The organism is Rodentibacter myodis (genome assembly GCF_001999305.1).
GTDB classification, from domain to species: Bacteria; Pseudomonadota; Gammaproteobacteria; order Enterobacterales; family Pasteurellaceae; genus Rodentibacter; species Rodentibacter myodis.
Window position 1 is genome coordinate 24,801 of sequence record NZ_MLHQ01000007.1, and the last position, 25,703, is coordinate 50,503.

At 41.5% G+C, this 25,703-nt stretch carries 23 protein-coding genes and 1 other RNA gene; 13 read left to right on the forward strand and 11 right to left on the reverse strand.

Going from position 1 to position 25,703, the window contains the following annotated elements:
- Positions 1-62: 62 nt before the first annotated feature.
- From BKL49_RS01840 to ompA, 4 genes are all read right to left on the reverse strand, one after another.
- Positions 63-866 (reverse strand): TPM domain-containing protein, encoded by an 804-nt coding sequence (locus BKL49_RS01840; protein ID WP_077422933.1) that lies wholly within the window; start codon positions 864-866, stop codon positions 63-65.
- Complete coding sequence (locus tag BKL49_RS01845; RefSeq protein WP_077422934.1) at positions 859-1,308, reverse strand: TPM domain-containing protein; 450 nt, start codon at positions 1,306-1,308, stop codon at positions 859-861. The genes BKL49_RS01840 and BKL49_RS01845 overlap by 8 nt, the downstream gene beginning before the upstream one ends.
- Before the next feature lie 9 nt (positions 1,309-1,317).
- Positions 1,318-1,899: a LemA family protein gene (locus BKL49_RS01850; protein WP_077422935.1), complete on the reverse strand. Its 582-nt coding sequence runs from the start codon at positions 1,897-1,899 to the stop codon at positions 1,318-1,320.
- Between the two features lie 129 nt (positions 1,900-2,028).
- On the reverse strand, positions 2,029-3,123 hold the full coding sequence (gene ompA / locus BKL49_RS01855) for a porin OmpA (protein WP_077422936.1): 1,095 nt from the start codon (positions 3,121-3,123) through the stop codon (positions 2,029-2,031).
- Between the two features lie 416 nt (positions 3,124-3,539).
- Between ompA and ydiJ the strand changes: the two genes are divergently transcribed.
- The 3 genes from ydiJ (at position 3,540) to hemH (ending at position 8,190) form a co-directional block, all read left to right on the forward strand.
- On the forward strand, positions 3,540-6,626 hold the full coding sequence (gene ydiJ / locus BKL49_RS01860; RefSeq protein WP_077422937.1) for a D-2-hydroxyglutarate dehydrogenase YdiJ: 3,087 nt from the start codon (positions 3,540-3,542) through the stop codon (positions 6,624-6,626).
- A gap of 179 nt (positions 6,627-6,805) precedes the next feature.
- Complete coding sequence (locus BKL49_RS01865; RefSeq protein WP_077422938.1) at positions 6,806-7,222, forward strand: hotdog fold thioesterase; 417 nt, start codon at positions 6,806-6,808, stop codon at positions 7,220-7,222.
- Positions 7,219-8,190 (forward strand): ferrochelatase, encoded by a 972-nt coding sequence (hemH, locus tag BKL49_RS01870; RefSeq protein WP_077422939.1) that lies wholly within the window; start codon positions 7,219-7,221, stop codon positions 8,188-8,190. The genes BKL49_RS01865 and hemH overlap by 4 nt, the downstream gene beginning before the upstream one ends.
- A gap of 31 nt (positions 8,191-8,221) precedes the next feature.
- On the opposite strand, the gene selD is transcribed toward hemH, so the two are convergent.
- Positions 8,222-9,265 (reverse strand): selenide, water dikinase SelD, encoded by a 1,044-nt coding sequence (selD, locus tag BKL49_RS01875; protein ID WP_083731652.1) that lies wholly within the window; start codon positions 9,263-9,265, stop codon positions 8,222-8,224.
- A gap of 129 nt (positions 9,266-9,394) precedes the next feature.
- Here selD and gntR point away from each other — a divergent pair, with 129 nt between their 5' ends.
- Positions 9,395-10,390 carry a gluconate operon transcriptional repressor GntR gene (gene gntR, locus BKL49_RS01880; protein ID WP_077422941.1) on the forward strand — a complete coding sequence of 332 codons (996 nt, stop codon included), beginning with the start codon at positions 9,395-9,397 and terminating at the stop codon, positions 10,388-10,390.
- A gap of 35 nt (positions 10,391-10,425) precedes the next feature.
- Here the strand turns inward: gntR and BKL49_RS01885 are convergent, their stop codons facing one another.
- Complete coding sequence (locus BKL49_RS01885; RefSeq protein ID WP_077422942.1) at positions 10,426-10,953, reverse strand: gluconokinase; 528 nt, start codon at positions 10,951-10,953, stop codon at positions 10,426-10,428.
- Positions 10,954-11,186: 233 nt separating this feature from the next.
- On the opposite strand from BKL49_RS01885, the gene idnD reads away from it, so the two are divergent.
- The 7 genes from idnD (at position 11,187) to cydC (ending at position 20,028) form a co-directional block, all read left to right on the forward strand.
- Entirely contained in the window at positions 11,187-12,224 is a 1,038-nt protein-coding gene (gene idnD / locus BKL49_RS01890; protein ID WP_077422943.1) for an L-idonate 5-dehydrogenase, read from the forward strand.
- A 17-nt stretch (positions 12,225-12,241) separates the two neighbouring features.
- A complete protein-coding gene (gene idnO / locus BKL49_RS01895; protein WP_077422944.1) occupies positions 12,242-13,006 on the forward strand; it encodes a gluconate 5-dehydrogenase in 765 nt (254 codons plus the stop codon).
- Between the two features lie 30 nt (positions 13,007-13,036).
- Entirely contained in the window at positions 13,037-14,383 is a 1,347-nt protein-coding gene (locus tag BKL49_RS01900; protein WP_077422945.1) for a GntP family permease, read from the forward strand.
- Between the two features lie 93 nt (positions 14,384-14,476).
- Positions 14,477-15,340, forward strand: coding sequence for a co-chaperone YbbN (locus tag BKL49_RS01905; protein WP_077422946.1), 864 nt, complete (start codon positions 14,477-14,479; stop codon positions 15,338-15,340).
- A gap of 177 nt (positions 15,341-15,517) precedes the next feature.
- Positions 15,518-16,471, forward strand: a complete 954-nt coding sequence (gene trxB / locus BKL49_RS01910) for a thioredoxin-disulfide reductase (RefSeq protein WP_077422947.1) — start codon at positions 15,518-15,520, stop codon at positions 16,469-16,471.
- 66 nt (positions 16,472-16,537) lie between these two features.
- Positions 16,538-18,301: a heme ABC transporter permease/ATP-binding protein CydD gene (gene cydD, locus BKL49_RS01915; RefSeq protein ID WP_077422948.1), complete on the forward strand. Its 1,764-nt coding sequence runs from the start codon at positions 16,538-16,540 to the stop codon at positions 18,299-18,301.
- Positions 18,301-20,028 carry a heme ABC transporter ATP-binding protein/permease CydC gene (gene cydC, locus BKL49_RS01920; RefSeq protein ID WP_077422949.1) on the forward strand — a complete coding sequence of 576 codons (1,728 nt, stop codon included), beginning with the start codon at positions 18,301-18,303 and terminating at the stop codon, positions 20,026-20,028. The genes cydD and cydC overlap by 1 nt, the downstream gene beginning before the upstream one ends.
- A gap of 18 nt (positions 20,029-20,046) precedes the next feature.
- Here the strand turns inward: cydC and ffs are convergent.
- Positions 20,047-20,145: signal recognition particle sRNA small type (ffs, locus tag BKL49_RS01925), an RNA gene on the reverse strand.
- A 408-nt stretch (positions 20,146-20,553) separates the two neighbouring features.
- On the opposite strand from ffs, the gene nrdG reads away from it, so the two are divergent.
- Positions 20,554-21,021: an anaerobic ribonucleoside-triphosphate reductase-activating protein gene (gene nrdG, locus BKL49_RS01930; RefSeq protein ID WP_077422950.1), complete on the forward strand. Its 468-nt coding sequence runs from the start codon at positions 20,554-20,556 to the stop codon at positions 21,019-21,021.
- Here the strand turns inward: nrdG and BKL49_RS01935 are convergent.
- The gene (locus tag BKL49_RS01935; protein WP_077422951.1) at positions 21,011-21,805 is read right to left on the reverse strand and encodes a TatD family hydrolase; all 795 of its coding nucleotides are present in this window, start codon (positions 21,803-21,805) and stop codon (positions 21,011-21,013) included. The genes nrdG and BKL49_RS01935 overlap by 11 nt on opposite strands.
- Positions 21,806-21,853: 48 nt before the next feature.
- Complete coding sequence (locus BKL49_RS01940) at positions 21,854-22,366, reverse strand: peptidylprolyl isomerase (RefSeq protein WP_077422952.1); 513 nt, start codon at positions 22,364-22,366, stop codon at positions 21,854-21,856.
- A 112-nt stretch (positions 22,367-22,478) separates the two neighbouring features.
- Here BKL49_RS01940 and cysS point away from each other — a divergent pair, with 112 nt between their 5' ends.
- Positions 22,479-23,858: a cysteine--tRNA ligase gene (cysS, locus tag BKL49_RS01945; RefSeq protein WP_077422953.1), complete on the forward strand. Its 1,380-nt coding sequence runs from the start codon at positions 22,479-22,481 to the stop codon at positions 23,856-23,858.
- Positions 23,859-24,009: 151 nt separating this feature from the next.
- Here the strand turns inward: cysS and BKL49_RS01950 are convergent, their stop codons facing one another.
- Together BKL49_RS01950 and BKL49_RS01955 are read right to left on the reverse strand one after the other, a co-directional pair.
- Positions 24,010-24,858, reverse strand: coding sequence for a PTS mannose transporter subunit IID (locus tag BKL49_RS01950; RefSeq protein WP_077422954.1), 849 nt, complete (start codon positions 24,856-24,858; stop codon positions 24,010-24,012).
- Between the two features lie 13 nt (positions 24,859-24,871).
- Complete coding sequence (locus tag BKL49_RS01955; RefSeq protein WP_077422955.1) at positions 24,872-25,696, reverse strand: PTS mannose/fructose/sorbose transporter subunit IIC; 825 nt, start codon at positions 25,694-25,696, stop codon at positions 24,872-24,874.
- Positions 25,697-25,703 lie beyond the last annotated feature (7 nt).

Consider the following 25,703-nt stretch of genomic DNA (forward strand, 5'->3'; position numbering starts at 1 on the left):
GGCGTGCATTCTAACATAAGTCAAACACATCACAAATTAGAACTTGAGTGTTTATGTCAGATTTACCAGCTTCCACCTGCACCACCGCCACCAAAACCGCCGCCGCCAAAACCACCACCGGACGAGCCGCCTCCGCCAAATCCGCCCCCGAATCCACCACCAAATCCGGAACCACAGCCACGGCGGCGGGATAAGGTTGATTGACGTACAATACGGTTTAATTGATCACGTTGATTTGGGCTTATGTAGATTTCATCTTTATGATATTGATATTCACCAAACACAACGAAAGCAACAAAGACCAACACCATAATCAGCGGAATATAGTTATCAAAATCACTTTCTTCTTCCGCTTGGTATGCACCATATTCCCCTTGGCTTGCTGCGATAATGTCATTTAATCCATCATTAATGCCCTGTGCATATTGCCCTTGTTTGAACTGAGGCAAAATCGCGTGGCGAATTACTTGAGATAAAAATGCATCGGGCAATACGCCTTCCAAGCCTTGGCCCGTAGCAATAAACACTTTGCGATCATTTTTCGCAATCAACATTAACACGCCGTTATTTAACTGCTTACGACCAATCCCCCATTTATCCCCCAAGGCAAAGGCATAATCCGCAATGTCATATTCGGCGGTAGTAGGCACAATGACGACTGCAATTTGTGAACTTGTCGCATTGCCATAGGCAATTAATTTATTTTCAAGAATTTGCTGCTGTTGAGATGAAAGTGTGCCGGTGTAGTCATTCACATAGTGAAAAGGATTGGGCGTGGGTGGAAATTGCGCCGCAGAAACGAAGCCCATCCAAAAAACCAAAGCAAAAATGACCACACTTTTCACTATTAACCAAAATCTAGCCATTGATAATCACCTCATTTGGTAATTCATTTTCATCATTGGGCTGAATAGGAAAATGTGTTTTTAAGATTTCGGTAATGCGTTCAATCACTTCCACAATACCTTGGGTATAGGCTTTTTTCTTAAATTGCTCAATCATTAAGTTATATTGCTGCTGCCAATATGCTTCATTCACAAATTGATGAATGCCTTCATCACCAATCACCGCACAAAGATGATCTTGATAACTCACATAAATTAACGCGCCATTCCGCGCTGCCGTTTTATGCATTTCAAGCTCATCAAAAACCTGCAAAGCACGCGCCACCGCCGATAATCCTGACGATGACTTTGGCAATTTTCGTTCAATATAGACACGTAGCTCTGCCGAACTTTGGCTTTCGAGGCGACTAATCGCCGCCTCAATTTGCTTTTTATCGACAGGAATTCTTGAAAAGAATTTCATCGTTTTATCCTAGTTAAAATTTACTGTTGGAGCGTTTTCAGCACCGGCGGTAGATTTGAAATAAGGTTTTTCTTTAAAACCAAAGATGAGTGCAGCAAACTTGGTTGGGAATTGACGTACTTTTTGATTATAGACACGCGCCGCATCATTAAATTTATTACGGGCAACATTAATGCGGTTTTCGGTGCCTTCAAGTTGAGATTGTAAATTCATAAAGCCTTCGTGTGCTTTTAATTCAGGGTATTGCTCAACGGTAACAAGCAAACGGGACAACGCTGAACCCACTTGATTTTGTTCTTGCTGGAATTGGGCAAGTTGTTCTTCCGTCATATTTGTCGGATCAATTTTAGTTTGGGTCGCTTTCGCACGTGCTTCGATCACATTTGTTAATGTTTGTTGTTCAAAATTTGCCTGACCTTTCACTGTATTCACTAAATTTGGAATAAGATCCGCACGACGTTGATAAGAAGATTCCACGTTCGCCCATACAGAATCAATTTCCTCTTCCGCTTTAACCAAACCGTTATAGCTAGACATTAAAGTAAATGCTGCCACGACAGCAACAAGAATAATCACAAGCCATTTTTTCATAATGATGTACCTTATTGATAAATAAAATGTTTAGAGAAATATCGTAAAGATAGCGTTCCACAAAAGAAAAGACCTAAACCGAAGTTTAGGCCTTTCTCTAAAAATCCGTTAAAGGATAACTAAATAAAATTATTTAGTACCGTTAACTGCGATTTCAACACGACGGTCTGGTGCTAAACAAGCGATAAGTGCTTTACGACCTTTAACCGCGTCACAAGTTGCACCGGTAACAGGGTTTGCTTTACCGTAACCTGTTGCAGTGATGTCTTGTGCTGCAACACCTTTAGCTACTAAGTAGTTAGCTACAGAGTCTGCACGACGTTGAGATAATTTTAAGTTGCTTGCTTCAGAACCGATACGGTCAGTGTAACCTGCAACTGCTACTTTTGCGTTAGCTACTTGAGCGATTTCACCGTAGATACCATCTAAAGTTGCTTGCGCTTGTGGTTTTAAGTTAGCTTTAGCGAAAGCAAAAGTTACATCAGAGTTCAAGTTGAAAGTTTTGCTTACAACTTCAGAAGCAACTACAGGTGCAGCACCTTGACCAAAGCGGTAAGATAAACCTGCATTGATAGAACCGATCCATGGGTTGTAATCTACTGCTTTACCATCAGTACCTTTTAATCTACCAACGTGAGTTAACCATTGATACTCAAGACGGAATGCAAGTTCAGGTAATGAAGGCATTGCATACTCGAAACCTGCTGCAAACATTGGAGAAACTCTTAAGCTATGATCACCAGCTGCATGGTCACGACTACCATTTGAGTACACTTTATAGTCTGAACGAACTAATGCAGCCGCTGCACGACCATAGAAATCTAAACCTTCTAACGCAGAAGTTAAGCCACCTAAGTTATAGCTACCTTTTAAACCTAAGTGTGCACCGTGGTTAGTGTGTTTGAAAGAGGTGATACCAGCGTTAGTGAATTTAGCACGACCAAAATCATCGTAACCTAATTCAACCGCTAAACCTAAGTTGTCACGGTTTAAAATTTGGTAACCACCGAATACACCGTAAGTGAAAGAGTTACGGTGATAGCCTGCACCAAATGGAGCATATTCGTTGGTTGCGTGAGCTACAGTGTTTGCTTTTAAGCCATCGTGGAAAGATGCTTGACCTGCTTTAACACCAACGTAGAAAGTGTTTTCTTGTGGTGCTGCTTGAGCTACAGAAGCTGCTGCTAAACCAGCTACTACTAATGCGATTGCAGTTTTTTTCATTTTGATGTCCTCTATTTAGTCATCGATTGATTGATTGATAAATAAAAAAGTTTCCTCGTTTTTTGTGAACTTTCCAAGAAAAGAACACTCCAAACATTGCTTAACTAGGGTTTTGAATTTGCCCTATCTCTACCCTTTTGACAAATTCAATTCCTTTGCATAGCCAAAGGAACGTTCAAAAGTGCGCCTATTATCCTATAAAAAAACTAAAGATCAAATTTTTTTTACCCATTTTGGTTATTTTATAAACAAACAAGCATCTAAAATGAAAGTTTGTTCATTTATTTTTAGCCGACTTCAACTTTCAATCAACTTTGCTTTTTCTAAGCATAAATTCTCCCTACAAAAATCGACTTTTCACCTGCCATAAGCTATTATCGGCACACTATTTTCCCAACGATTTTATGAGTGATGCTATGCTACCCCGTCTTTCTAATATTCCCCAACTTGATGAAGCCGTTCAAAATTATCTAACCGCACTAAAAAAACAACATTTTGAGGGTGATATTGCCACCAATTATGCAGACAGGCTAAGCCTCGCTACCGATAACAGTGTCTATCAACAACTGCCACAGGCAATATTATTTCCCAAAAACATTGCCGATGTTGTGCGTATCACCAAACTGGCGAATCAGCCCGATTTTCAATCCTTGACGTTTACCCCACGCGGTGGTGGTACCGGCACGAACGGGCAATCTCTCAATCACAATATCATTGTTGATCTTTCACGTTATATGACGGCAATTTTAGAACTCAATATGGAAGAACGCTGGGTTCGTGTACAAGCGGGTGTCGTCAAAGATCAGCTTAATCAATTTTTAAAACCTCACGGATTATTTTTCGCCCCGGAACTTTCCACCAGCAATCGAGCCACACTGGGCGGAATGATTAATACAGACGCTTCAGGACAAGGCTCATTACAATATGGCAAAACATCTAATCACGTCTTGGCGTTACGATCCGTCTTAATGAACGGCGAAATACTGGACACAAGTGCGGTCAAATCTCAAGATGTTTTAGAAAATATAGATGTACTTGGACTGAGCGATTCAAGCAAACGGCTTCATCAAGAAATTGCACAACGTTGTAAACAAAATCGTGCCACCATTATTAATGATTTACCGCAGCTCAACCGTTTTCTCACCGGCTATGATTTAAAAAACGTTTTTAATGAAGATGAAAGCGAATTTAACCTCACACGCCTGCTCACCGGCTCGGAAGGTTCTCTTGCCTTTATTTGTGAAGCAAAATTAAATCTTCTCCCCATTCCGCAATATCGCACGCTCATTAATATCAAATATCGCTCTTTTGATGCCGCACTGCGTAACGCCCCTTTTATGGTGAAAGCCAACGCCCTTTCGGTGGAAACCGTGGATTCAAAAGTGCTGAATCTCGCCAAACAAGACATCATTTGGCATTCCGTTCATCATCTTTTAACAGAAGATGAAGCCAATCCGATCTTAGGCTTAAACATCGTAGAATATGCCGGCAATAATAAAGAAAAAATCCATCGTGAAGTGACCGCACTTTGCCAAGCACTCGATGAAAAAATTGCCCAACAACAAGATGCGATTATTGGCTATCAGATTTGCTCGGATTTGCCTTCCATTGAACGCATTTATGCAATGCGTAAAAAAGCGGTGGGCTTACTCGGCAATGCCAAAGGCACGGCAAAACCCATTCCCTTTGTAGAAGATACCTGCGTGCCGCCGGAACATCTGGCGGATTACATTGCGGAATTTCGGGAGTTGTTGGATCGTCATCATTTGCAATACGGAATGTTTGGCCACGTTGATGCCGGTGTGTTACACGTTCGCCCTGCCCTTGATTTATGCGATAAAGAACAGGTAAAACTGTTCAAACAAATTTCCGATGAAGTCGCCGAACTCACGGTCAAATACGGTGGATTATTGTGGGGAGAACACGGAAAAGGCGTACGTTCCCATTACGGCGAAAAATTCTTTACGCCGGAATTGTGGAACGAACTTCGCTACATCAAATTCTTGTTCGATCCCAATAACCGTCTCAATCCAGGCAAAATCTGTACCCCACTGAAGACCAAAGATGAACTCTATTCTATTTTGTCGCCAATGCGTGCCGACTATGATCGCCAAATTCCCGTTCAAATTCGGGAAGAATTTAAAGGTGCGATGAATTGTAACGGCAACGGTTTATGCTTTAATTTTGATGAACACAGCATTATGTGTCCTTCAATGAAAGTGAGCAAAAACCGAGTGTTTTCCCCAAAAGGGCGTGCCGCAATGGTGCGTGAATGGCTGCGTTTATTAACCAATGAAAATATCACACCTGCGCAGTTGGATTTCAAAAAAACAGACGTTAAATTGACCGCACTTGTCAGCCGACTTCGTAATACCGTACAAAGATGGCGTGGTGATTATGATTTTTCCCACGAAGTGAAAGCGACAATGGACACTTGTTTGGCGTGCAAAGCCTGTGCAAGCCAATGCCCGATTAAAATTGACGTGCCAAGTTTCCGTGCCAAATTCTTTCATTTTTATCACAGCCGTTATTTGCGACCGGCGAAAGATCATATTGTGGCAAATTTAGAAATTGCTGCGCCTTATATGGCAAAACAAGCGAAATTCTTCAATTATTTTACCAAATTAAAGGCGACACAAACCCTTGTGGAAAAAACAATGGGAATGACCGATTTACCTTTACTTTCTGAACCGAATTTACAACATCAGTTAGTCGAAATTGGCTATCAAGGTAAGCCGTTAGAAGAATTAGAACGCCTCAGTGCGGTAGAAAAAACGCAGATTTTATTGATCGTGCAAGATCCCTACACCTCTTATTATGATGCAAAAGTCGTGCGTGATTTTGTGGCACTGACGCAAAAACTTGGTTTTCAACCTATTTTGCTTCCGTTTAAACCCAACGGAAAAGCAATGCACATAAAAGGTTTTTTGAAACGCTTTGCCAAAACCGCGAAAAATCAGGCGGAATTTCTCAATCGTCTCGCCAAATTAGGCATACCATTAGTGGGCGTTGATCCTGCCATTGTGCTTTCTTATCGTGATGAATATAAAGAAGCCTTACAAGAACAACGAGGCGATTTCCACGTTTTCACCGCCCACGAATGGCTGACTAATCAACTTGATTCCGACTTCGTACAATCAGTGCAGAAAAAAACGCAAGAAAATGACCACACTTTTGAATGGTATTTGTTCCCGCATTGTACGGAATCCACTTTTATGCCAAACAGCCCAAAAGAATGGCAGCAAATTTTTGAAAAATTTGGACAAAAATTAAAGGTGGAAAAAGTGGGTTGCTGCGGAATGGCGGGTGTGTTCGGACACGAAGTGCAAAACCAAGCAATGAGTCGTGATATTTACGATATGTCGTGGGGAAAAAAATTGTACGGAAAAGATCCACACTTTTGCCTCGCCACCGGCTACTCCTGTCGTAGTCAAGTAAAACGCTATGAAAAAGTCGTTTTGAAACATCCGGTGCAGGCATTGCTTGAAGTATTGAGTAAATGATCGGTAGGGACACGATGCCTCGTGTCCCCAAACGAAATTCCCGAATAATTTATAGAGACACCAAGCGTGCTGTCCCTACGCTTCATTAAGAACATTGCAAAAAATAACCGCACTTTCATCTTCCCCAAATAGAGAAAGAAAATAGATACAACCAATTAATCATCTCAAGGAAATAAACAATGATCTGGAAAAAACCATTCACACTCACTCAACTTAATGAAATGGGAAAACACTGTGCCGTGGGGCATTTAGGCATTGAAATTTCCGACTTTGGCGATAATTGGTTGGAAGCTATAATGCCCGTGGATAATCGCACCACCCAACCTTTCGGCTTATTACACGGCGGTGTGTCCGTTGCTTTGGCGGAAACCGTGGGATCGCTTGCCGGTTTTCTTTGTGTAGAAGAGGGAAAAGCCGCAGTCGGGTTAGAAATCAATGCCAATCACCTTCGTCCTGTACGGGAAGGAAAAGTTATAGCAAAGGCTACGCCTATCAATTTAAGTCATAATATCCACGTTTGGCAAATTGACATCAGAAATGAACAAGATAAACTCTGCTGCGTTTCACGATTAACGCTTTCTATTATTAGTTTATGAATACAACAAAAAAAATTGGTGTTATTTTAGCCAATTTAGGCACACCTGATGAGCCCACCCCCTCCGCCATTTCCCGTTATTTATGGGCTTTTTTAACCGATCCCCGTGTTGTGGATTTACCACGTTGGAAATGGTGGCCTTTACTTAAAATAATGATTCTGCCGGCTCGTTCCAAACGTGTTGCAAAGAATTATCAAGCGATTTGGACGAAGCAAGGCTCTCCCTTGCTTGCCATTACTCAACAGCAACAAGCGGCATTACAAACCTATCTGACCGAACAAAATATCCACGCTCAAGTAGAAATTGCGATGACTTACGGCAATCCGTCTATGCAAAGTGCGGTTGAAAAATTAGTTGAAAGTCAGGTAGAAAAAATCATTGTGCTACCGCTTTATCCGCAATATTCCAGTACAACTACAGGGGCGTTGTTCGATGTTTTCGCCAATGCTCTAAAAAATGTGCGGCACATTCCCCCGTTTGAATTTATTCATTCTTACCATTTGGATGAGAACTATCTCAACGCCTTAGTCGATTCAATCAAAGTGCGGTTAAAACCTGATGAGTTTTTATTATTTTCCTATCACGGTATTCCATTGAGCTATGAAAAGCGTGGCGATTATTATCGTGAGCATTGTAAACAAACCACTATTGCCGTAGTGGATAAGCTCGGTTTAACGGAAAATCAATGGGGAATGACTTTTCAATCACGCTTTGGACGTGAAGAATGGTTACAACCCTATACGGATGAATTTTTAATCTCCGCCGCGTCCCAAGGAATTAAAAAAATGGCGGTCGTTTGCCCCGGTTTTTCCGTAGATTGTTTGGAAACGATTGAAGAAATCGATGAAGAAAATCGTGAAAATTTCCTTCATCACGGTGGCGAATCTTACCAATATATTCCAGCATTAAATGCCGATCCTGCTCATATTGAGATGATGGGAAAATTAATTTTACAAAAAATGTCATAAAAAAAGCGTGGATGTGATTCCACGCTTTTTTTTAATTCACTTCCACAAAAATGGCTTTTCCCGGTTCTCTCTCTTTCAGTATGCCTACTTCATAAATCTCAATGCCGGCTTGTTGTGCCATTGCCAATATTTCCGCCTCGCTTTCAGGTGTGACCGCCACCAATAAGCCTCCTGAAGTTTGCGGATCGCACAACACGGCTTTTTGATAATCCGTCAGCGTACCGATTTTGTGTCCGTAACTGTCAAAATTTCGGCTTGTTCCGCCCGGTACGCAACCTTCTGCAATATATTCCGGCACGCCCTCTAAGGTTTTGATGTTGTCAAAAAACACCACCGCATTAAGATTTGAGCCTTCACAGATTTCGGTTAAATGCCCTAATAGCCCAAAACCGGTAACATCCGTCATTGCCGTCACGCCCTCAAGCTCGGAAAAGCGACTGCCGATACTGTTCATTTGGCACATCACTTGCGTTGCCAAGCCTTGATGTTCAGGTTTTAACTTGCCTTTTTTCTCTGCCGTTGTCAGTACACCAATGCCCAAGGGTTTGGTTAAATAAAGTTTGCACCCCGCTTGAGCCGAGGCATTACGTTTTACTTTTTCCGTATTTATCACACCCGTTACCGCCAAACCGAAAATAGGCTCAGGTGCATCAATGGAATGACCGCCTGCAAGGGAAATTCCCGCTTGATGACAGGCAAAACGCCCCCCCTCCACAATTTTCTGTGCCACTTCAGGCGGTAACTTATTGATAGGGAAGCCTAAAATCGCAATCGCCATAATCGGTTCACCGCCCATTGCGAAAATATCACTAATGGCATTGGTGGCGGCAATGCGACCAAAATCGAAAGGATCGTCCACAATCGGCATAAAGAAATCCGTGGTACTGATAATTGCAGTACCATTGCCTAAATCATATACCGCCGCATCATCTGCGGTGTCATTCCCCACCAACAAATGGGGATCAACAAAATGTTCAAGCCGGGTTTGTAAAATTGTCCCTAACACCTTAGGCGAAATTTTACAGCCTCAACCTGCACCGTGACTGTATTGTGTCAAACGAATTTCATCGCTCATACTTATTCCTTATGATAAATCGGTGGCAAATTATACTCTTTTTAAAGCAAAAGTGCGGTCAAAAACGTAAATGTTTTTGTTATACTGCCGAAACGCATTAATTTATCCGAATTTCTCATCTAAACAGCAATGAAACATAAACGTCCTACTCTGCAAGATATAGCCGATCACCTTGGCATTACCAAAATGACCGTAAGCCGCTATCTGCGTCAGCCAAACTCGGTCGCACAAGAAACTCAACAACGTATTGCTGCTGCGATTGAACAATTCGGTTACATTCCAAACCGTGCACCAGAAATTCTTTCTAATGCAAAAAGTAAAGCTATTGGTGTTCTACTCCCCTCCCTCACCAATCAAGTTTTTGCTGATGTTTTGAAAGGCATTGAACTGATTGCTGATCAAGCAGGCTATCAAACAATGCTCGCCCACTATGGTTATAGTGCGAAAAAAGAAGAAGAGCGAATTGAAAGCCTACTTTCTTATAATGTTGACGGCTTAATTTTGTCGGAAAATTATCATTCGCTACGCACTCTCAAAATGATTGAAATTGCTAATATTCCTGTCATTGAAATTATGGATAGTACACAAAAAGGTATTCAACAGGTGATAGGTTTTGACAACGTTGCAGCAGCACAAGCAATGGTAGAAACAATGATTCTGCGAGACTATAAAAATATTGTGTACTTCACGGCACGAATGGACAAACGGACTCAACTCAAAATGCAGGGCTACGATCAGGCAATGAAAAAATATGGGCTTGAGCCTTACAGCTTAATCACCGAAGCCTCCTCCTCTTTCACCTTGGGGGCAAAACAACTGCGAGATATTCTAGAAAAACGCCCTGAAACCAATGGTATTTTTTGCACTAATGACGACTTGGCGATTGGGGCACTTTTTGAATGCCAACGCTTAGGCATTGATGTGCCAAAGCAAATTGCCATTGCAGGATTTCACGGCCACGACGTGAGCTTTTCCGTTACACCTCAACTTGCCACTGTTATCACGCCACGTTTAGAAATCGGCAAACGTGCGGCACAAGAACTCTTGGCAAGGTTAAATGGTGAACCCATTACGGAAAAAATGATTGATCTCGGTTTTAACATTCATCTTGGCGAAAGCCTATAAAAAAGTGCGGTGTAAATTACCGCACTTTTTGGGCATTATAGAAAGGGTTTTAATGCGCTAATACAACGCTCCACCACCTCTTCAAAACTGCCGTTAATATCAATATGAATCACATCAGGTTCATCAGCATCTGGCACTTCCAAGGTGTCAAATTGACTTTTTAACATTGCTGTTTTCATATAATGCCCTTTGCGTTGTTTCATTCGTTCAAGCACCAATTCAAAAGAACCAGCCAAAAATAAAAACTTCATCTGCTGATTGCCATCACGAATTAGATCACGGTATTTTCTCTTCAACGCAGAACAAACAATAATGCCCACTTCTGTTTTACGCTCAAGGCTGAACGCGGCATCACGGATTCGTTCCAACCAAGGCGCACGATCTTCATCATTGAGTGGCTGCCCTTCCCCCATTTTAATGATATTGGCACGAGGGTGAAGATCATCACCGTCAATCAATTTAATTCCTAAGCGATGAGCAATTTCCGTTCCCACAGAAGTTTTTCCTGTACTTGAAACCCCCATTAAAATAAAACTTTTTCCAATTTGTTTGCTGTGGCTCATTCGCTCTCTCCTAAAATTTTTATTTACCATACCTTAAATTCAGCAAAAATGTTACCAGTAACAATTTATTTTGTGATCAAGATCACGAAATAAATTTAATAAAAAACAACTAAAATTTTATTTAAAAAAATAATGTGAGATAGATCACAAATTTAGCAAGCAATCGTTTACCTATCAGAAAATTAAATGTATGTTACCAGTAACATTTATGCTTATTTATTAAAGGAGAAGATATGAAAATCAAAACATTATCTTGTGTAGTAAAGGGAGCAAAAGATCTTGATATCATTGAACGCGATATACAATACGATGAGAATGATCAGCAAAAAACACTTGTTCAAATCACTCGTGGTGGAATTTGTGGTTCAGACTTACATTATTATCAACACGGGAAAGTAGGAAACTTCTCAGTTAAACATCCTATGATTTTAGGGCACGAAGTTATTGGTAAAGTGGTTAAAACAAATGATCCAAGATTAAAAACCGGTCAAAAAGTAGCGATTAATCCAAGTAAACCCTGCAATACCTGTAAATATTGTTTATCTGGCGAAAGTAATCAATGCGAAACCATGCGTTTCTTTGGTAGTGCTATGTATAACCCTCATGTAGAGGGTGGATTTACACAATATAAAATTGTAGACAATAGTCAATGCATTAGTTATTCGGAAAATGCAAAAGATGAAATTATGGTCTTTGCAGAACCGCTTGCTGTAACCATTCATGCGACAAAACAAGGCGGTAATCTTGAAGGTAAAAAAGTATTTATTTCCGGCGTAGGCCCTATTGGATGCCTGACTGTTGCAGCCGTAAAAACACTAGGCGCGAAAGAAATCGTCTGCACCGATATTAGCCAACGTTGTTTAGATTTAGCTTTAGAAATGGGAGCAACAAAAGTGCTAAAGGCTGATGATGATTTTTCAGAATATGTGCAACATAAAGGGGAATTTGATGTTGCCTTTGAAGCCTCCGGACATCCATCTTCTATTGAACGCTGCTTAGAAGTAACAAAAGCCAAAGGTACTATCGTCCAAATTGGCATGGGAGGCAATATCCCTCATTTTCCTGTTATGACATTGATTGCCAAAGAAATTAACTGGAAAGGTTCATTCCGCTTTATTGAAGAATTCAATACCGCTGTAGATTGGCTATCAACAAATAAAGTCAATCCATTACCATTATTATCTGCCGAGTTTTCATTCCGAGATTTCCAAAAAGCATTAGATGTTGCAGGAAATAAAAATGAAATTTCCAAAGTACAACTCACTTTTTAAAATTCAGGAGAATGACAATGGAAAACCTATTTTCTGTAAAAGATAAAAATATTCTTATAACCGGTTCTACAAGAGGAATTGGATATTTATTAGCAAAAGGATTAGCAAAACAAGGCGCTAAAATTATCATTAATGGCACAAAAAAAGACGTGGTTGAAAAAGTTGCTAAAGAGTTTAACGATAACGGATTCACTGCATATCCCGTTTCTTTCGATGTGACCGATACTCAAGCCGTTCATCAGGCAATTGATTACATTGAACAAAATATCGGTCAAATTGATGTATTAATTAACAATGCCGGTATTCAACGCCGTTATCCATTCTGTGAATTTCCGGAACAAGATTTTGATGACATCATCAAAGTGAATCAAAAAGCAGTTTTCATTATTTCTCAAGCTGTCGCGCGTTATATGGTTCAACGTAAAAAAGGGAAAATTATTAATATTGGATCAATGCAAAGCGAATTAGGGCGAGATACCATCACGCCATATGCGGCCTCAAAAGGTGCAGTAAAAATGCTAACTCGCGGAATGTGTGTAGAACTCGCTCGCTATAACATTCAAGTCAACGGTATTGCTCCCGGATATTTTGCAACAGAATTAACAAAACCATTAGTAGAAAATAAAGAATTTACAGAATGGCTATGCAAAAGAACACCAGCCGCACGCTGGGGTAACCCCGAAGAATTAATTGGTTCGGCAATATTTCTTTCATCAAAAGCATCTGATTTTGTTAATGGACATTTGCTTTTTGTTGACGGCGGTATGCTTGCAGCCGTTTAAAACATGACATCCAAACTAAGGTAAACAATTATGTTAATTTTCATCCTCATCGCATCAATAGCGCTACTGTTACTATTGATCATCAAATTTAATGTCCATGCATTCGTAGCTCTCACCATTGTTAGCTTACTCACAGCAATCGCAACGGGTATTCCTGTTGATAAAATATTACCGACACTTCTGACCGGTTTTGGAAATACTTTAGCCTCAGTCGCATTATTAGTAGGCTTGGGCGCAATGATTGGTAGATTACTTGAAATTACAGGGGGAGCTAAAGTATTAGCCGATACACTCATCAATAAATTTGGTGAAAAAAGAGCACCTTTTGCTTTGGGCGTGGCTTCTCTTTTATTTGGTTTTCCAATCTTCTTCGATGCCGGATTGGTGGTCATGCTACCGATTATATTTAGTGTAGCAAAACAGTTTGGTGGTTCTTTATTTAAATATGCATTTCCTGCAGCCGGTGCATTCGCTGTCACACATGCATTTTTACCTCCCCATCCTGGTCCAGTAGCTTCTGGAGAATTACTCGGTGCAAACATTGGTTTATTAACCATAATTGGCGTAATTATAGCCATTCCAACCTGGTACTTTGCGGCTTATTTATACGGCACATATTTAGGCAAAAAATTTCACCTTGAATTACCTAAATCCTTCTTAAATGTCGCACCGATAAACGAAACAACATTAAACCCACCAAGTTTCAAAAAAGTCATGTTCATTCTGCTGTTGCCACTTTGCCTCATTATGTTAGATACCGTACTACATACGTTAAGCGTAACCAAAGTAGTCGATAGCTCCGTACTCTGGGTTCAAAGTTTACGCTTATTAGGTAAAACACCGGTTGCATTATTAATCACATTACTTGTTTCAATTGTCCTATTAAAAGATCAAAGAAGCTACGAACAAATTGAAAAAATCTGTGACAACGCATTAGGTCCAATTTGTGCAATCGTGTTAGTTACAGGAGCGGGCGGTATGTTTGGTGGTGTCCTACGTACAAGTGGCATTGGCGATCAATTAGCCTCAATGTTATCAGATACCGGTATGCCCATCATTGTTGCCGCCTTTGTCATATCAAGTGCTCTACGTGTAGCCCAAGGCTCCGCAACCGTTGCAATCACAACAACATCTGCGCTCATCGCACCAACCGTTGCCGCAACAACGGGATTAAGCCAATTCGATCTTTGCTTCATTGTCATTTCTATTGCTTCCGGTGCAACAGTGTTAGCCCATGTGAATGATAGTGGTTTCTGGCTAGTCAGCCGTTTCTTAGAAATTGATACTAAAACAATGTTCAAGACTTGGACGGTACAAGAAACATTAATCGGCTTAGTTGGCTTTGCTTTCTCTCTTATCGGCAGCATCATTCTCTAACAAACCAAAGTGCGGTCAATTTTCAAAATATTTCTAAAATTGACCGCACTTTGCTAAAATCAGCCATTCTTTTTTTCCAAGCAAGGATAAACAATGACTGATTTGTCTTTTATTGTTGAGATTAACGAGCAAAATCTCACCGAAATCCTACAACAATCCCTTGAAAAACCGCTTGTTCTCAATTTTTATGCACCAAGCCATCAAGAATCCGCCGATTTTCTCAATACGCTTGAAGGTGTGGCGGAACAATACCAAGGTCAGTTTATTCTCGGTAAGGTAAACTGTGAAACAGAGCAAATGATCGCCGCACAGTTTCGGATTCAAACCTTACCAACTACCTATTTGTTCAAAGAAGCACAAGCTCTCGATGCGTTCCCCGGCGCGCTTGAACACACCTCATTAATGCAACGTTTAAGCGTGATTTTACCCAAAGAGGAAGAATTAAAATTCCAACAAGCTTTGGATTTCTTGCAAGTGGAAAATTATGATGCGGCATTGCCATTATTAAAAGAGGCGTGGGATATCTCCGTCTCCGATAAGAAAAACAGCGACATCGCCCTACTTTATGCGGAAACCTATATTGCGATGAAGAAAACCGAACCGGCACAAGACATTTTAAATCAGATTCCGCTGCAAGATCGTGATAGCCGTTGGCAAGGATTACAAGCTCAAATTGAATTATTAATTCAAGCTGCCGACACACCGGAAATTCAACAGTTGCAGGAAGATTTCGCCAAAAACCCAACAACTGAGATCGCGATAAAACTTGCGGTGCAATTACACCAAGCCAATCGCAACGAAGAAGCGCTCACCCTCCTTTTTGGTATTTTAAAAACGGATTTAAACGCACAAAATGGTGAAGTGAAACAACAGTTTTTATCGATTCTTAGTGCAATGGGTAATGCCGATCCGCTCACAAATAAATTTCGCCGATTGCTTTATTCGTTACTTTATTAATTGCGTAAAAATATGCAAACGAAATAACGTGATGGGTACGGACACCACGCTTGGTGTCCATAATATTATCCCATTGGATTTTTATCGGACGCCGGCGTGGTGTCCCCACTTTTTACTAGGATAATCCATTGTGCAATCGGCACATAACATCAAAATTCATACTCATAAGGATATTTTATGTCAGACGTTAAACACGCAAAACTTTTAATTTTAGGCTCCGGCCCTGCCGGTTATACAGCGGCAATTTATGCGGCTCGTGCCAATTTAAAACCGGTGTTGGTTACCGGTTTACAACAAGGCGGACAGCTCACCACCACCGATGAAATTGAAAACTGGCCGGGGGATTTTGGTGAAACGACCGGTTCAGGCTTAATGCAACGTATGTTGCAACACGCCGAAAAATTTGATACGGAAATCGTGTTTGATCATATTAACCGTGTGGATCTCTCTTCCCGTCCGTTTAAACTTTATGGTGATGTGCAAAATTTCACCTGCGATGCATTGATTATCGCAACCGGCGCATCAGCACGTTATTTAGGTTTACCTTCGGAAGAAAGCTATAAAGGTCGTGGTGTTTCTGCCTGCGCAACCTGTGACGGTTTTTTCTATCGCAATAAACCTGTAGCGGTGATCGGCGGCGGCAACACGGCGGTGGAAGAAGCCCTTTATTTGGCAAACATTGCAAGCGAAGTCCATTTAATTCACCGCCGTGACAGCTTCCGAGCCGAAAAAATCCTGATCGACCGTTTATACAAAAAAGTGGAAGAAGGAAAAATTGTCCTCCATACCGACCGCACTTTAGATGAAGTATTGGGCGATAATATGGGTGTAACAGGCTTGCGTTTAGAAAATACCAAAACAGGCGAAAAAGAAGAATTAAATCTTGAAGGGTTATTTGTCGCCATTGGTCATTCGCCAAATACCCAAATTTTTGAAGGTCAGCTTGAACTTAACAACGGCTATATTGTGGTGAAGTCAGGGCTTGAAGGCAATGCTACCGCCACGTCCGTAGAAGGTGTATTCGCCGCCGGTGATGTAATGGATCATAACTATCGCCAAGCTATCACCTCTGCCGGAACAGGTTGTATGGCAGCATTGGATGCCGAACGTTTCTTAGAAGCACAGGAATAATCCCTCGCCAACGCTCCCCTCTTTTAACCAAGAGGGGGCATTTTTAGATGATAACCAATAAAAATAATGGACAAAATTCGCCAAAAATATCTGCAAAAATGGCTTCGTGCGCAACAACACCCCATCAAAAAATTAATGCACGCCAATATTGCGCTTGCCGCACTTTCGGCACTTATTCTTGTGGTGCAAACCTATTTTCTCGCCACATTGCTTGATAAACTGATTATGCAAAATGTACCGAGGGATGAACTTATTCCCTATTTTCTCGGTTTAATGCTCTGTTTTACTTTGCGGGCAACAATATTATGGGGGCGTGAAAAAATTGGTTTTGAAAGTGGCAAACGGCTACGTAGTCATATTCGCCAACAAATTCTCGAAAAAATTCATCTGGTCGGCCCTGCCACTATCAATCAAAAACCTGCCGGTAGCTGGGCAAGTATAATGTTGGAGCAAGTAGAAAATCTGCATAATTTCTACGCCCGTTTTCTACCGCAACAAAGCCTTTCCGTCATTGTGCCGGTGGTGATTTTAATTGCCGTGTTTCCATTAAATTGGGCTGCAGGCTTAATTTTAATGCTCACCGCCCCCCTCGTGCCGATTTTTATGATGTTGGTCGGTATGGTGGCGGCAGACAGCAGCCAAAAAAATATGGAAACCCTCTCCCGCCTCAGCGCACAATTTTTAGATCGTCTGCAAGGTCTTGAAACCTTACGCCTTTTTAACCGCACTTTAGAACAAACCCAACACATTGAAAACGCAACGGAAGATTTTCGTGAAACCACAATGGATGTATTAAAACTGGCGTTTTTATCCTCTGCCGTGTTGGAATTTTTCACTTCAGTTTCTATTGCCTTAATGGCGGTTTATTTCGGCTTCAGTTACTTAGGACAAATTGAATTTGGCACTTATAATGCTTCACTAACACTCTTTACCGGCTTTTTCTGCCTGATTCTTGCCCCCGAATTTTACCAACCTCTACGCGATCTCGGTGCTTACTATCACGATCGTGCGGCAGGTATTGGCGCGGCAGAAGCCATTGTGGATTTTTTAGAAACGGATTATCGCTCGATGAATCAAGGCGAACGCGATCTTCCTCTTGAAAGTGCGGTTGAAATTTCAGCCGAAAATCTTGTGGTGCTTTCCCCTCAGGGTATCGCCCTCACTCAGCCTTTAACCTTCCATATTCCGGCAAATCACAACATTGCTTTAGTGGGGCAAAGCGGTGCGGGCAAAACCTCACTAATCAATGCTATTTTAGGCTTTTTGCCCTATGAGGGTTCACTCAAAATTAACGGACAAGAATTGCGTGAAAGCAATCTGACGAATTGGCGAAAACAAATTGCGTGGGTGGGACAAAATCCGTTGCTATTACAGGGGACAATTCGGGAAAATTTATTACTTGGCGATATTCAAACCGGCGAGGATGAAATTAATCGTGCGTTAAGCCTTGCTCAAGCCAAAGAATTTACCGATAAACTTGGGCTTTCTTATGAAATTAAAGACGGTGGTTTAGGGATTTCCCTAGGACAAGCACAACGCCTCGCCATTGCACGGGCGTTGTTGCATAACAAAGGAAAATTACTCTTACTTGACGAACCCACCGCCAGCCTTGATGCTCAATCGGAAAATCTGGTTTTACAGGCTTTAAGTGAAATGAGCTGCTATCAAACAACCTTGATGATTACCCATCGTATTGAAGATCTCAAACAATGCGATCAAATTTTTGTGATGCAACAAGGCAAAATTGTGCAACAAGGTGATTTTTCACAACTTAAAAATAAAGGCTTTTTTGCCGAACTCCTCGCCCAACGAAAACAGGACATTCAATAATGCGCGCGTTACGACCTTTTATCGGTTTATTCAAATTTGTGAAATTGCCCCTAGTTTTAGGCTTAGTATTGATGATATTAGGACTGGCTTCCAGTATGGGCTTGCTCACACTCTCCGGCTGGTTTTTAGCGGCAACCGCCATTGCTGGACTCGGCACATTATTTAACTTTTTCTATCCTTCCGCCAGTGTGCGTGGTTTGGCTGTGGGACGAACAATTACACGTTATTTTGAAAAAATCATCACCCACGATGCCACTTTCCGCATTTTGGCAAAATTACGTGTACAAGTGTTTGAAAAAATCATTCCTTTAAGCCCTGCCGTATTAAGCCGTTATCGCAACAGTGATTTATTAAACCGCTTAGTTTCCGATGTGGATACCCTTGATAGCCTCTATTTACGCCTGCTTGCCCCATTCCTTACGGCAATTTTTGTCATTGTGGCAATGACTCTTGGCTTGAGCTTTATCAATCCCCCTCTCGCCCTTGGTTTAGGCGGATTTCTACTTGTATCCTTAATCCTGATTCCAACCTTTTTCTATCGTTTAGGGCAACAATTCGGTAAATCGTTAATTCAATCACGTGCGGCTTACCGCTCACAATTTTTGGAATTTATCCAAGCCCAAGCTGAACTTGTACTCTTTAATGCCGAGGATAAAATTAAAGCCAAAATGATGGCAACCGAAAAAAACTGGTTAGAAAATCAAGCAAAAGAAGCAAAACTAAGCGGATTTTCAACCGCACTTGTGATGTTCTTAAACGGCTTGCTCGTTTGTGCAATGCTATGGTTTAGCAGCCGTGCCGATTTGGGAACGGATGAATATCATACTGCCTTTATCGCCTTATTTACCTTTGCGGCGTTGGCGGCATTTGAAATCATCACACCATTGGGTGCCGCCTTTTTACATATTGGACAAGTCATTGCGGCGGCAGAACGGGTAACGGATATTATTGAACAAAAACCCTTAGTGGCGTTTAAGGGGGATACCAAATTTGAAGCCAAAGTGCGGTTAATTTCTGCCAAGAATTTGAATTTTACTTACCCGGGACGAGAAAATCCCGCCTTGGAGAACCTCACACTTCACATTGAGCAAGGACAAAAAATCGCCCTTCTTGGCAAAACCGGCAGTGGAAAATCCACCTTACTTCAACTTTTGGTGCGTAATTATGATGTCAATCAGGGCGAACTTTTACTTGCCGAAAAACCAATTTCTGCTTATGGCGAACAAACCTTACGTGAACAATTTTGTTTTTTAACCCAACGTGTTCACGTATTCAGCGATACTTTACGTCAAAATTTACAGTTTGCCGATAACCACCCCATTTCCGATGAAAAAATGACAGCTGTGCTAAATCAGGTGGGATTAGGGAAATTATTAGATCAAGAACAAGGATTGGATCTTTGGCTTGGCGATGGTGGTCGCCCCCTTTCCGGCGGAGAGCAACGCCGTTTAGGACTTGCACGTATTTTATTAAATAACGCCCCCATTTTATTATTGGACGAGCCAACCGAAGGGCTTGATCGTGAAACGGAACGCCAAATTTTACGTTTAATTTTACAACACGCAGAAAATAAAACACTGATGATGGTGACCCACCGTTTAACCGCTATTGAACAATTTGACAATATTTGCGTCATTGATGAAGGAAAACTGATCGAACAAGGCAATTATGAAACCTTGATAGCAAAAGAGAACGGATTCTTTAAACGATTGGTTGAACGAGTATAGAAAGGAAGTTGGGCGGAAACCTCCCCAGCTTCTTCTCGGCACACAGCACTTCCGACTTTGGCTGCTTTCTTCCGAACCTGACCGAGTAAACCGGACACCGTTGCGAGAGACCGAGAAGGTTTCCATTGATACCGCAAAATGCGATTGGCGCGTATTATGCAAGAATTGGCTCAGCATTGCAAAGGTTAATTGTAAAGTGCGGTCAATTTTGATGAGAATTTAAACTAAATCAGCGACATGTGCCTGCTTGTCGTTTTACCATACTTAAAAGAAATGAACATAGCACTAAGAAAAGTCGGTAACAGCATGATAAAAATGGATTCCCCCCTCCGCAAGCGGAGAGCAGGAAAAGATATTTTGAAATTGTCATCTTTACACTCTCTACAAATGGAGAGAAAAAAATATTTTGAGGTAGTTATCTTCGCCCCCAAATAGACAATCTAATAACGATCTTTATAGCTATCTTAAAGACGGACGGTACAATTTAATAAATTCTTTACATCACTCTCCAAATAAGGAGCAAACATGAACTACCTCCAATACTATCCCACAGATGTTGTAAATGGCGAAGGCACGCGTTGTACGTTATTTGTCAGTGGTTGTACACACGGTTGCAAAGGTTGCTACAACCAAAAAAGTTGGTCATTCAGTGCCGGGGTACCTTTTGATGAAGCAATGGAACAACAAATCATTAATGATTTAAAAGATACCCGAATCAAACGCCAAGGATTAACCCTTTCCGGCGGAGATCCACTCCACCCTCGCAACGTAGAAACGCTTCTACCTTTTGTACAACGTCTCAAACGCGAATGCCCTGATAAAGATATTTGGGTATGGACAGGCTATAAATTAGATGAACTTGGTGAACAACAACGAGCTATGTTACCCTACATTGATGTGCTTATTGACGGTAAATTTATTCAAGAACTTGCTGATCCTAGCCTGATCTGGCGAGGTTCGGCAAATCAAGTGATTTATCGATTTAAGATTTAGCAAATAAAGTAACGCTCTCTTCCCAAATTATCTGCTCAATGAATGACGCTGATTCATCCCTCAACGTGCATAGCGCTTTGAAACTTTCTGCGATTCGCTCAGGGCGATTCGGTTGCCCTTGAAAACCGAATACCGGCATATCGGGACTATCGGTTTCCAACACCAACGCCTCTAACGGTAATTTAGCAATCGCTTGACGGGTTTTATTGGCACGTTCATAAGTAATGGTACCGCCCACGCCAATTTTATAACCAAGGTCCACAAAGCGTTTGGCTTGCTCATAACTTCCGGCAAAACCGTGAATTACACCACACTTTGCGGGAGAAATACGTTTCAAAAAGGTAAAAATTTGATCGTGTGATTTTCGGCTGTGAATATTTACCGATAAATTGAACTGCTTCGCCAAATAAAGCTGGCTTTCAAAAAAATGGCATTGTTTTTTCCAAAGTTCCTCACTCAGCAAATCAGGAATTGCACGCTCTAAGCCAATCTCCGCCACCGCCGTACAGTTTTTATCACGGTGCGCTAAGGCCTGTTCTAACAACATCAAATCATCTTCCAAATGTTCTTTGATATAAAGCGGGTGCAGCCCCAAGCCATAATATAAATTTTGCGGATAAAGTGCGGTCATTTTTTGAATCGTTTTAAAATCCCGCTGCAACACGGCAACAATAAGTATTTTTTCCACCCCTGCCTGCTTCGCATTTTCCATTAATTGCGAAAGTGGCTCACCGGTGAATTGCTGAAGGTAATCAAGATGTGTGTGTGTGTCGAAAAAAGGCATAACATTCCCTTAGAAAAACACCCGTTTAAAACGGGTGCAAACAACTTATTATTCGTCAATAGAAACCGACTCAATCACCACATCGTCTTTCGGCACATCTTGGTGGAAACCTTTGTTGCCGGTTTTAACACCTTTGATTTTATCCACAACGTCCATTCCTTCCACCACTTCACCAAATACGGCATAACCCCATTCTTGCAACACTTCTTTACCAAACATTTCTTTTGAACGGTAATCGAGGAAATTGTTATCCGCAACATTAATGAAAAATTGCGAACTGGCAGAATGTGGATCAGAAGTGCGAGCCATTGCAATGGTGCCACGTTTGTTGCTTAGGCGGTTATTGGCTTCATTTTTAATCGGGGCTTTGGTCGCTTTTTCACGCATACCGCTTTCCATTCCACCGCCTTGAATCATAAAACCATCAATAACGCGATGAAAAATTGTGTTATTATAAAAACCCTCTTTACAGTAATTTAAAAAATTTTCTGCCGTTATCGGTGCTTTATCAAAATCTAATTTAATTTTAATATCGCCAAAATTTGTGTGTAACGTAACCATTTTGTTTTCCTTTCGTAAAATAAAGGGCAGTATTATTTCACAATCACGGCAAAAGTGCTATAAAGTGCGGTCGGTTTTCCAAATGTTTTACCAGTTTTAAGTCGAGTTCAAAATGCTAAAAATCTTTAATACCCTCACCCGAGAAAAAGAAATTTTTAAACCTATCCACGAAAATAATGTGGGAATGTATGTGTGTGGCGTAACCGTTTATGATCTATGCCATATCGGACACGGACGCACTTTTGTATCCTTTGATGTAATCGCCCGTTATTTACGTTATTTGGGCTACAACTTAACCTATGTGCGCAACATTACTGATGTGGACGATAAAATCATCAAACGTGCGTTGGAAAATAAAGAAACCTGCGATCAATTAGTGGATCGTATGGTGGCGGAAATGCACAAAGATTTTACGGCATTGAATGTGCTGCCACCTGATTTTGAACCCCGTGCAACCCATCATATTGCTGAAATTATCGAAATTGTTGAACTGCTTATCAAACGTGGACACGCTTATGTGGCTGATAACGGCGATGTGATGTTTGATGTGGAAAGTTTTAAAGAATACGGCAAATTATCACGCCAAGATTTGGCACAACTCCAAGCCGGCGCACGGATTGAAATCAATGAAATCAAAAAAAATCCAATGGATTTTGTGCTATGGAAAATGTCTAAACCAAACGAACCAAGTTGGGATTCCCCTTGGGGAGCCGGTCGCCCGGGCTGGCATATTGAATGTTCCGCAATGAATAGCAAGCAATTAGGCAATCATTTTGATATTCACGGTGGCGGTTCGGATTTAATGTTCCCACACCACGAAAATGAAATTGCCCAATCTTGTTGCGCCCACGATGGTGAATACGTCAATTACTGGATTCACTCGGGTATGATTATGGTAGATAAAGAAAAAATGTCGAAATCCCTTGGCAATTTCTTCACCATTCGTGATGTATTAAGCCATTACAATGCAGAAACCGTGCGTTATTTCTTACTCACCGCCCACTACCGTAGTCAACTCAATTACAGCGAAGAAAACCTCAATCTTGCACAACAAGCCTTAGAACGCTTATACACGGCATTGCGGGGAACAGATAAAAGTGCGGTCACTTTTGGCGGCGAAAATTTTGTTGAAGCATTTCGTGAGGCGATGGATGATGATTTCAACACACCAAACGCCCTTTCAGTGTTATTTGAAATGACACGAGAGTTAAACAAACTTAAAACTGAAGATATGCCAAAAGCCAATGGCTTAGCCGCACGTTTGCGTGAACTTGGCAGTATTTTAGGTTTGCTTGAAAGTGATCCGGAAACCTTTTTACAAGCCGGTTCTGACGATAGCGAAGTTGCAAAAATTGAAGCCTTAATCAAACAACGCAACGAAGCCCGAGCAGCCAAAGATTGGGCAACCGCCGATGCAGCACGTAATGAACTCACCGCAATGGGAATCATATTAGAAGACGGAGCAAACGGCACAACTTGGCGTAAGCAATAACCTTAAACAAAAAGAGCGGTCAAAATTGACCGCTCTTTTTATCTTTTCCGATACTATGTCGAATATAAGGACGCTAAGTGCGTCCCTACTTTTTCTTGTACATAATGGAAATAATACTGAAAAATTGCAATTAATCAGTGTTATTTAATCATTACGCTAATGCCCCTGTCGCAGCGCCTAAGATACCGATCACAAAGAAGCCTACGATAATCCAAAGTGCATTAACGCGGTTACGTAATAACCACATACAGGCAAACGTTAATAATAATGGCAATAACCCCGGCATTAAGCTATCAAGGATTTGCTGTACGGTAGTGGTTTGTTCTGTGCCGTCTTGCATTTGAATGGTTGAAACCACCAATGGAACATTAATGCTTGTCCATTTCTGAACCAATGCCCCCATAATAAACAAACCGAGAATCGATGCCCCTTCGGTCAATTTTTGCAACAAGCCGCCACTCATATCCTGCACCACATTCAACCCTTTTTTGTAGCCATAAATAACGCCGTAATAACGGGTGGCTAAACGCACAAGGTTAAATAAGATGAAGAATAAAATCGGGCCAAGAATTGATCCGTTTAAAGCAATCCCTGCACCCAGTGCGGCAAATACAGGACGCACCGTTCCCCAGAAAATCGGATCGCCCACACCGGCAAGTGGCCCCATTAAACCGACTTTGATCCCGTTAATAGCAGCATTATCAATTTCTTTACCATTCGCACGTTCTTCTTCCATCGCAATGGTGACACCAAGCACCGGAGCTGCCACAAATGGTTGGGTATTAAAAAATTCCAAGTGACGTTTAATCGCGTCTTTACGTTCTTGTGAAGCGGGATCAGGATATAAACGTTTAATCACCGGTGTCATTGAATAGGCAAAGCCTAAGCCTTGCATACGCTCGAAGTTCCACGAACCTTGGAATAAATTTGAACGGCGAACCACCGCATTCAAATCACCTTGTGTTACTTTTTTTGTTATTTCTTGAGTTTCATTCGTCATAATAAATTCCTTCTTAGTCTAAGCGATTATCTAAGCCGTTATCGGATGATTGTGCCATAACCACTTGTTGGCTTTTGTTGTATTTCGGATGTAACTGAATATAAAGCACGGCCATAATTGCGCCTAAAACACCAAGTGCAACAAGGTTAAAATCCGTATAACCGGCAATCACAAAACCTGCATAGAAGAAAGGCATTAAGTGACCGGCACGCATCATATTGATCACCATCGCATAACCCACAACGGCAATAAAGCCACCTGCAATTTTAAGCCCGGTTGTCACCACCGGTGGAATCGCATTTAACATTGTTTGAACCACATCCGTCCCCGCCGTTAATGTAACGATAAGTGCCGGAATGGCGATACGCATTACTTGAAGCATTAACGCACCACGATGTAGCCAATCCAAACGGGTTAAACTGCCGTCCTCAATGGATTTATCCGCCGCGTGTTGAAAGCCAACGGTGATGGCACGCACTACGTAAGTCAATACTTGACCTGCTGCGGCAAGCGGAATTGCAACGGCAATACCTGTTGCAATTTCTTGACCGCCCACAATCACAAGAATGGTTGAAACCACCGAAGCCAACGCGGCATCCGGTGCAACGGCTGCACCAATATTCATCCAACCTAATGCCATTAATTCAAGCGTACCGCCGATAATGATCGCATTGGTGATCACTTCCACCGCATTTGGCGCACCAACGGATAACGCCAAGCCAACCAATGTACAAGCAATAATTGGACGTTGGGTTTGCCATTCATCAAGAATTGATCCTGCCCCTGAAATACAAGCGGCAAGGAACACTAAAACAATTTGTAATACGGAGAGTTCCATAATAATT

Excerpts from the sequence above, each read along its gene's own strand:
- ompA (WP_077422936.1), bottom strand. The coding sequence starts at position 3,123 with ATGAAAAAAACTGCAATCGCATTAGTAGTAGCTGGTTTAGCAGCAGCT.
- cysS (WP_077422953.1), top strand. The coding sequence starts at position 22,479 with ATGCTAAAAATCTTTAATACCCTCACCCGAGAAAAAGAAATTTTTAAA.
- BKL49_RS01900 (WP_077422945.1), top strand. The coding sequence starts at position 13,037 with ATGTTAATTTTCATCCTCATCGCATCAATAGCGCTACTGTTACTATTG.
- gntR (WP_077422941.1), top strand. The coding sequence starts at position 9,395 with ATGAAACATAAACGTCCTACTCTGCAAGATATAGCCGATCACCTTGGC.
- BKL49_RS01950 (WP_077422954.1), bottom strand. The coding sequence starts at position 24,858 with ATGACGAATGAAACTCAAGAAATAACAAAAAAAGTAACACAAGGTGAT.
- idnO (WP_077422944.1), top strand. The coding sequence starts at position 12,242 with ATGGAAAACCTATTTTCTGTAAAAGATAAAAATATTCTTATAACCGGT.
- BKL49_RS01905 (WP_077422946.1), top strand. The coding sequence starts at position 14,477 with ATGACTGATTTGTCTTTTATTGTTGAGATTAACGAGCAAAATCTCACC.
- BKL49_RS01935 (WP_077422951.1), bottom strand. The coding sequence starts at position 21,805 with ATGCCTTTTTTCGACACACACACACATCTTGATTACCTTCAGCAATTC.
- BKL49_RS01865 (WP_077422938.1), top strand. The coding sequence starts at position 6,806 with ATGATCTGGAAAAAACCATTCACACTCACTCAACTTAATGAAATGGGA.
- ydiJ (WP_077422937.1), top strand. The coding sequence starts at position 3,540 with ATGCTACCCCGTCTTTCTAATATTCCCCAACTTGATGAAGCCGTTCAA.
- trxB (WP_077422947.1), top strand. The coding sequence starts at position 15,518 with ATGTCAGACGTTAAACACGCAAAACTTTTAATTTTAGGCTCCGGCCCT.
- BKL49_RS01850 (WP_077422935.1), bottom strand. The coding sequence starts at position 1,899 with ATGAAAAAATGGCTTGTGATTATTCTTGTTGCTGTCGTGGCAGCATTT.
- idnD (WP_077422943.1), top strand. The coding sequence starts at position 11,187 with ATGAAAATCAAAACATTATCTTGTGTAGTAAAGGGAGCAAAAGATCTT.
- cydD (WP_077422948.1), top strand. The coding sequence starts at position 16,538 with ATGGACAAAATTCGCCAAAAATATCTGCAAAAATGGCTTCGTGCGCAA.
- nrdG (WP_077422950.1), top strand. The coding sequence starts at position 20,554 with ATGAACTACCTCCAATACTATCCCACAGATGTTGTAAATGGCGAAGGC.
- BKL49_RS01885 (WP_077422942.1), bottom strand. The coding sequence starts at position 10,953 with ATGAGCCACAGCAAACAAATTGGAAAAAGTTTTATTTTAATGGGGGTT.
- hemH (WP_077422939.1), top strand. The coding sequence starts at position 7,219 with ATGAATACAACAAAAAAAATTGGTGTTATTTTAGCCAATTTAGGCACA.
- BKL49_RS01955 (WP_077422955.1), bottom strand. The coding sequence starts at position 25,696 with ATGGAACTCTCCGTATTACAAATTGTTTTAGTGTTCCTTGCCGCTTGT.
- BKL49_RS01845 (WP_077422934.1), bottom strand. The coding sequence starts at position 1,308 with ATGAAATTCTTTTCAAGAATTCCTGTCGATAAAAAGCAAATTGAGGCG.
- BKL49_RS01940 (WP_077422952.1), bottom strand. The coding sequence starts at position 22,366 with ATGGTTACGTTACACACAAATTTTGGCGATATTAAAATTAAATTAGAT.
- cydC (WP_077422949.1), top strand. The coding sequence starts at position 18,301 with ATGCGCGCGTTACGACCTTTTATCGGTTTATTCAAATTTGTGAAATTG.
- BKL49_RS01840 (WP_077422933.1), bottom strand. The coding sequence starts at position 866 with ATGGCTAGATTTTGGTTAATAGTGAAAAGTGTGGTCATTTTTGCTTTG.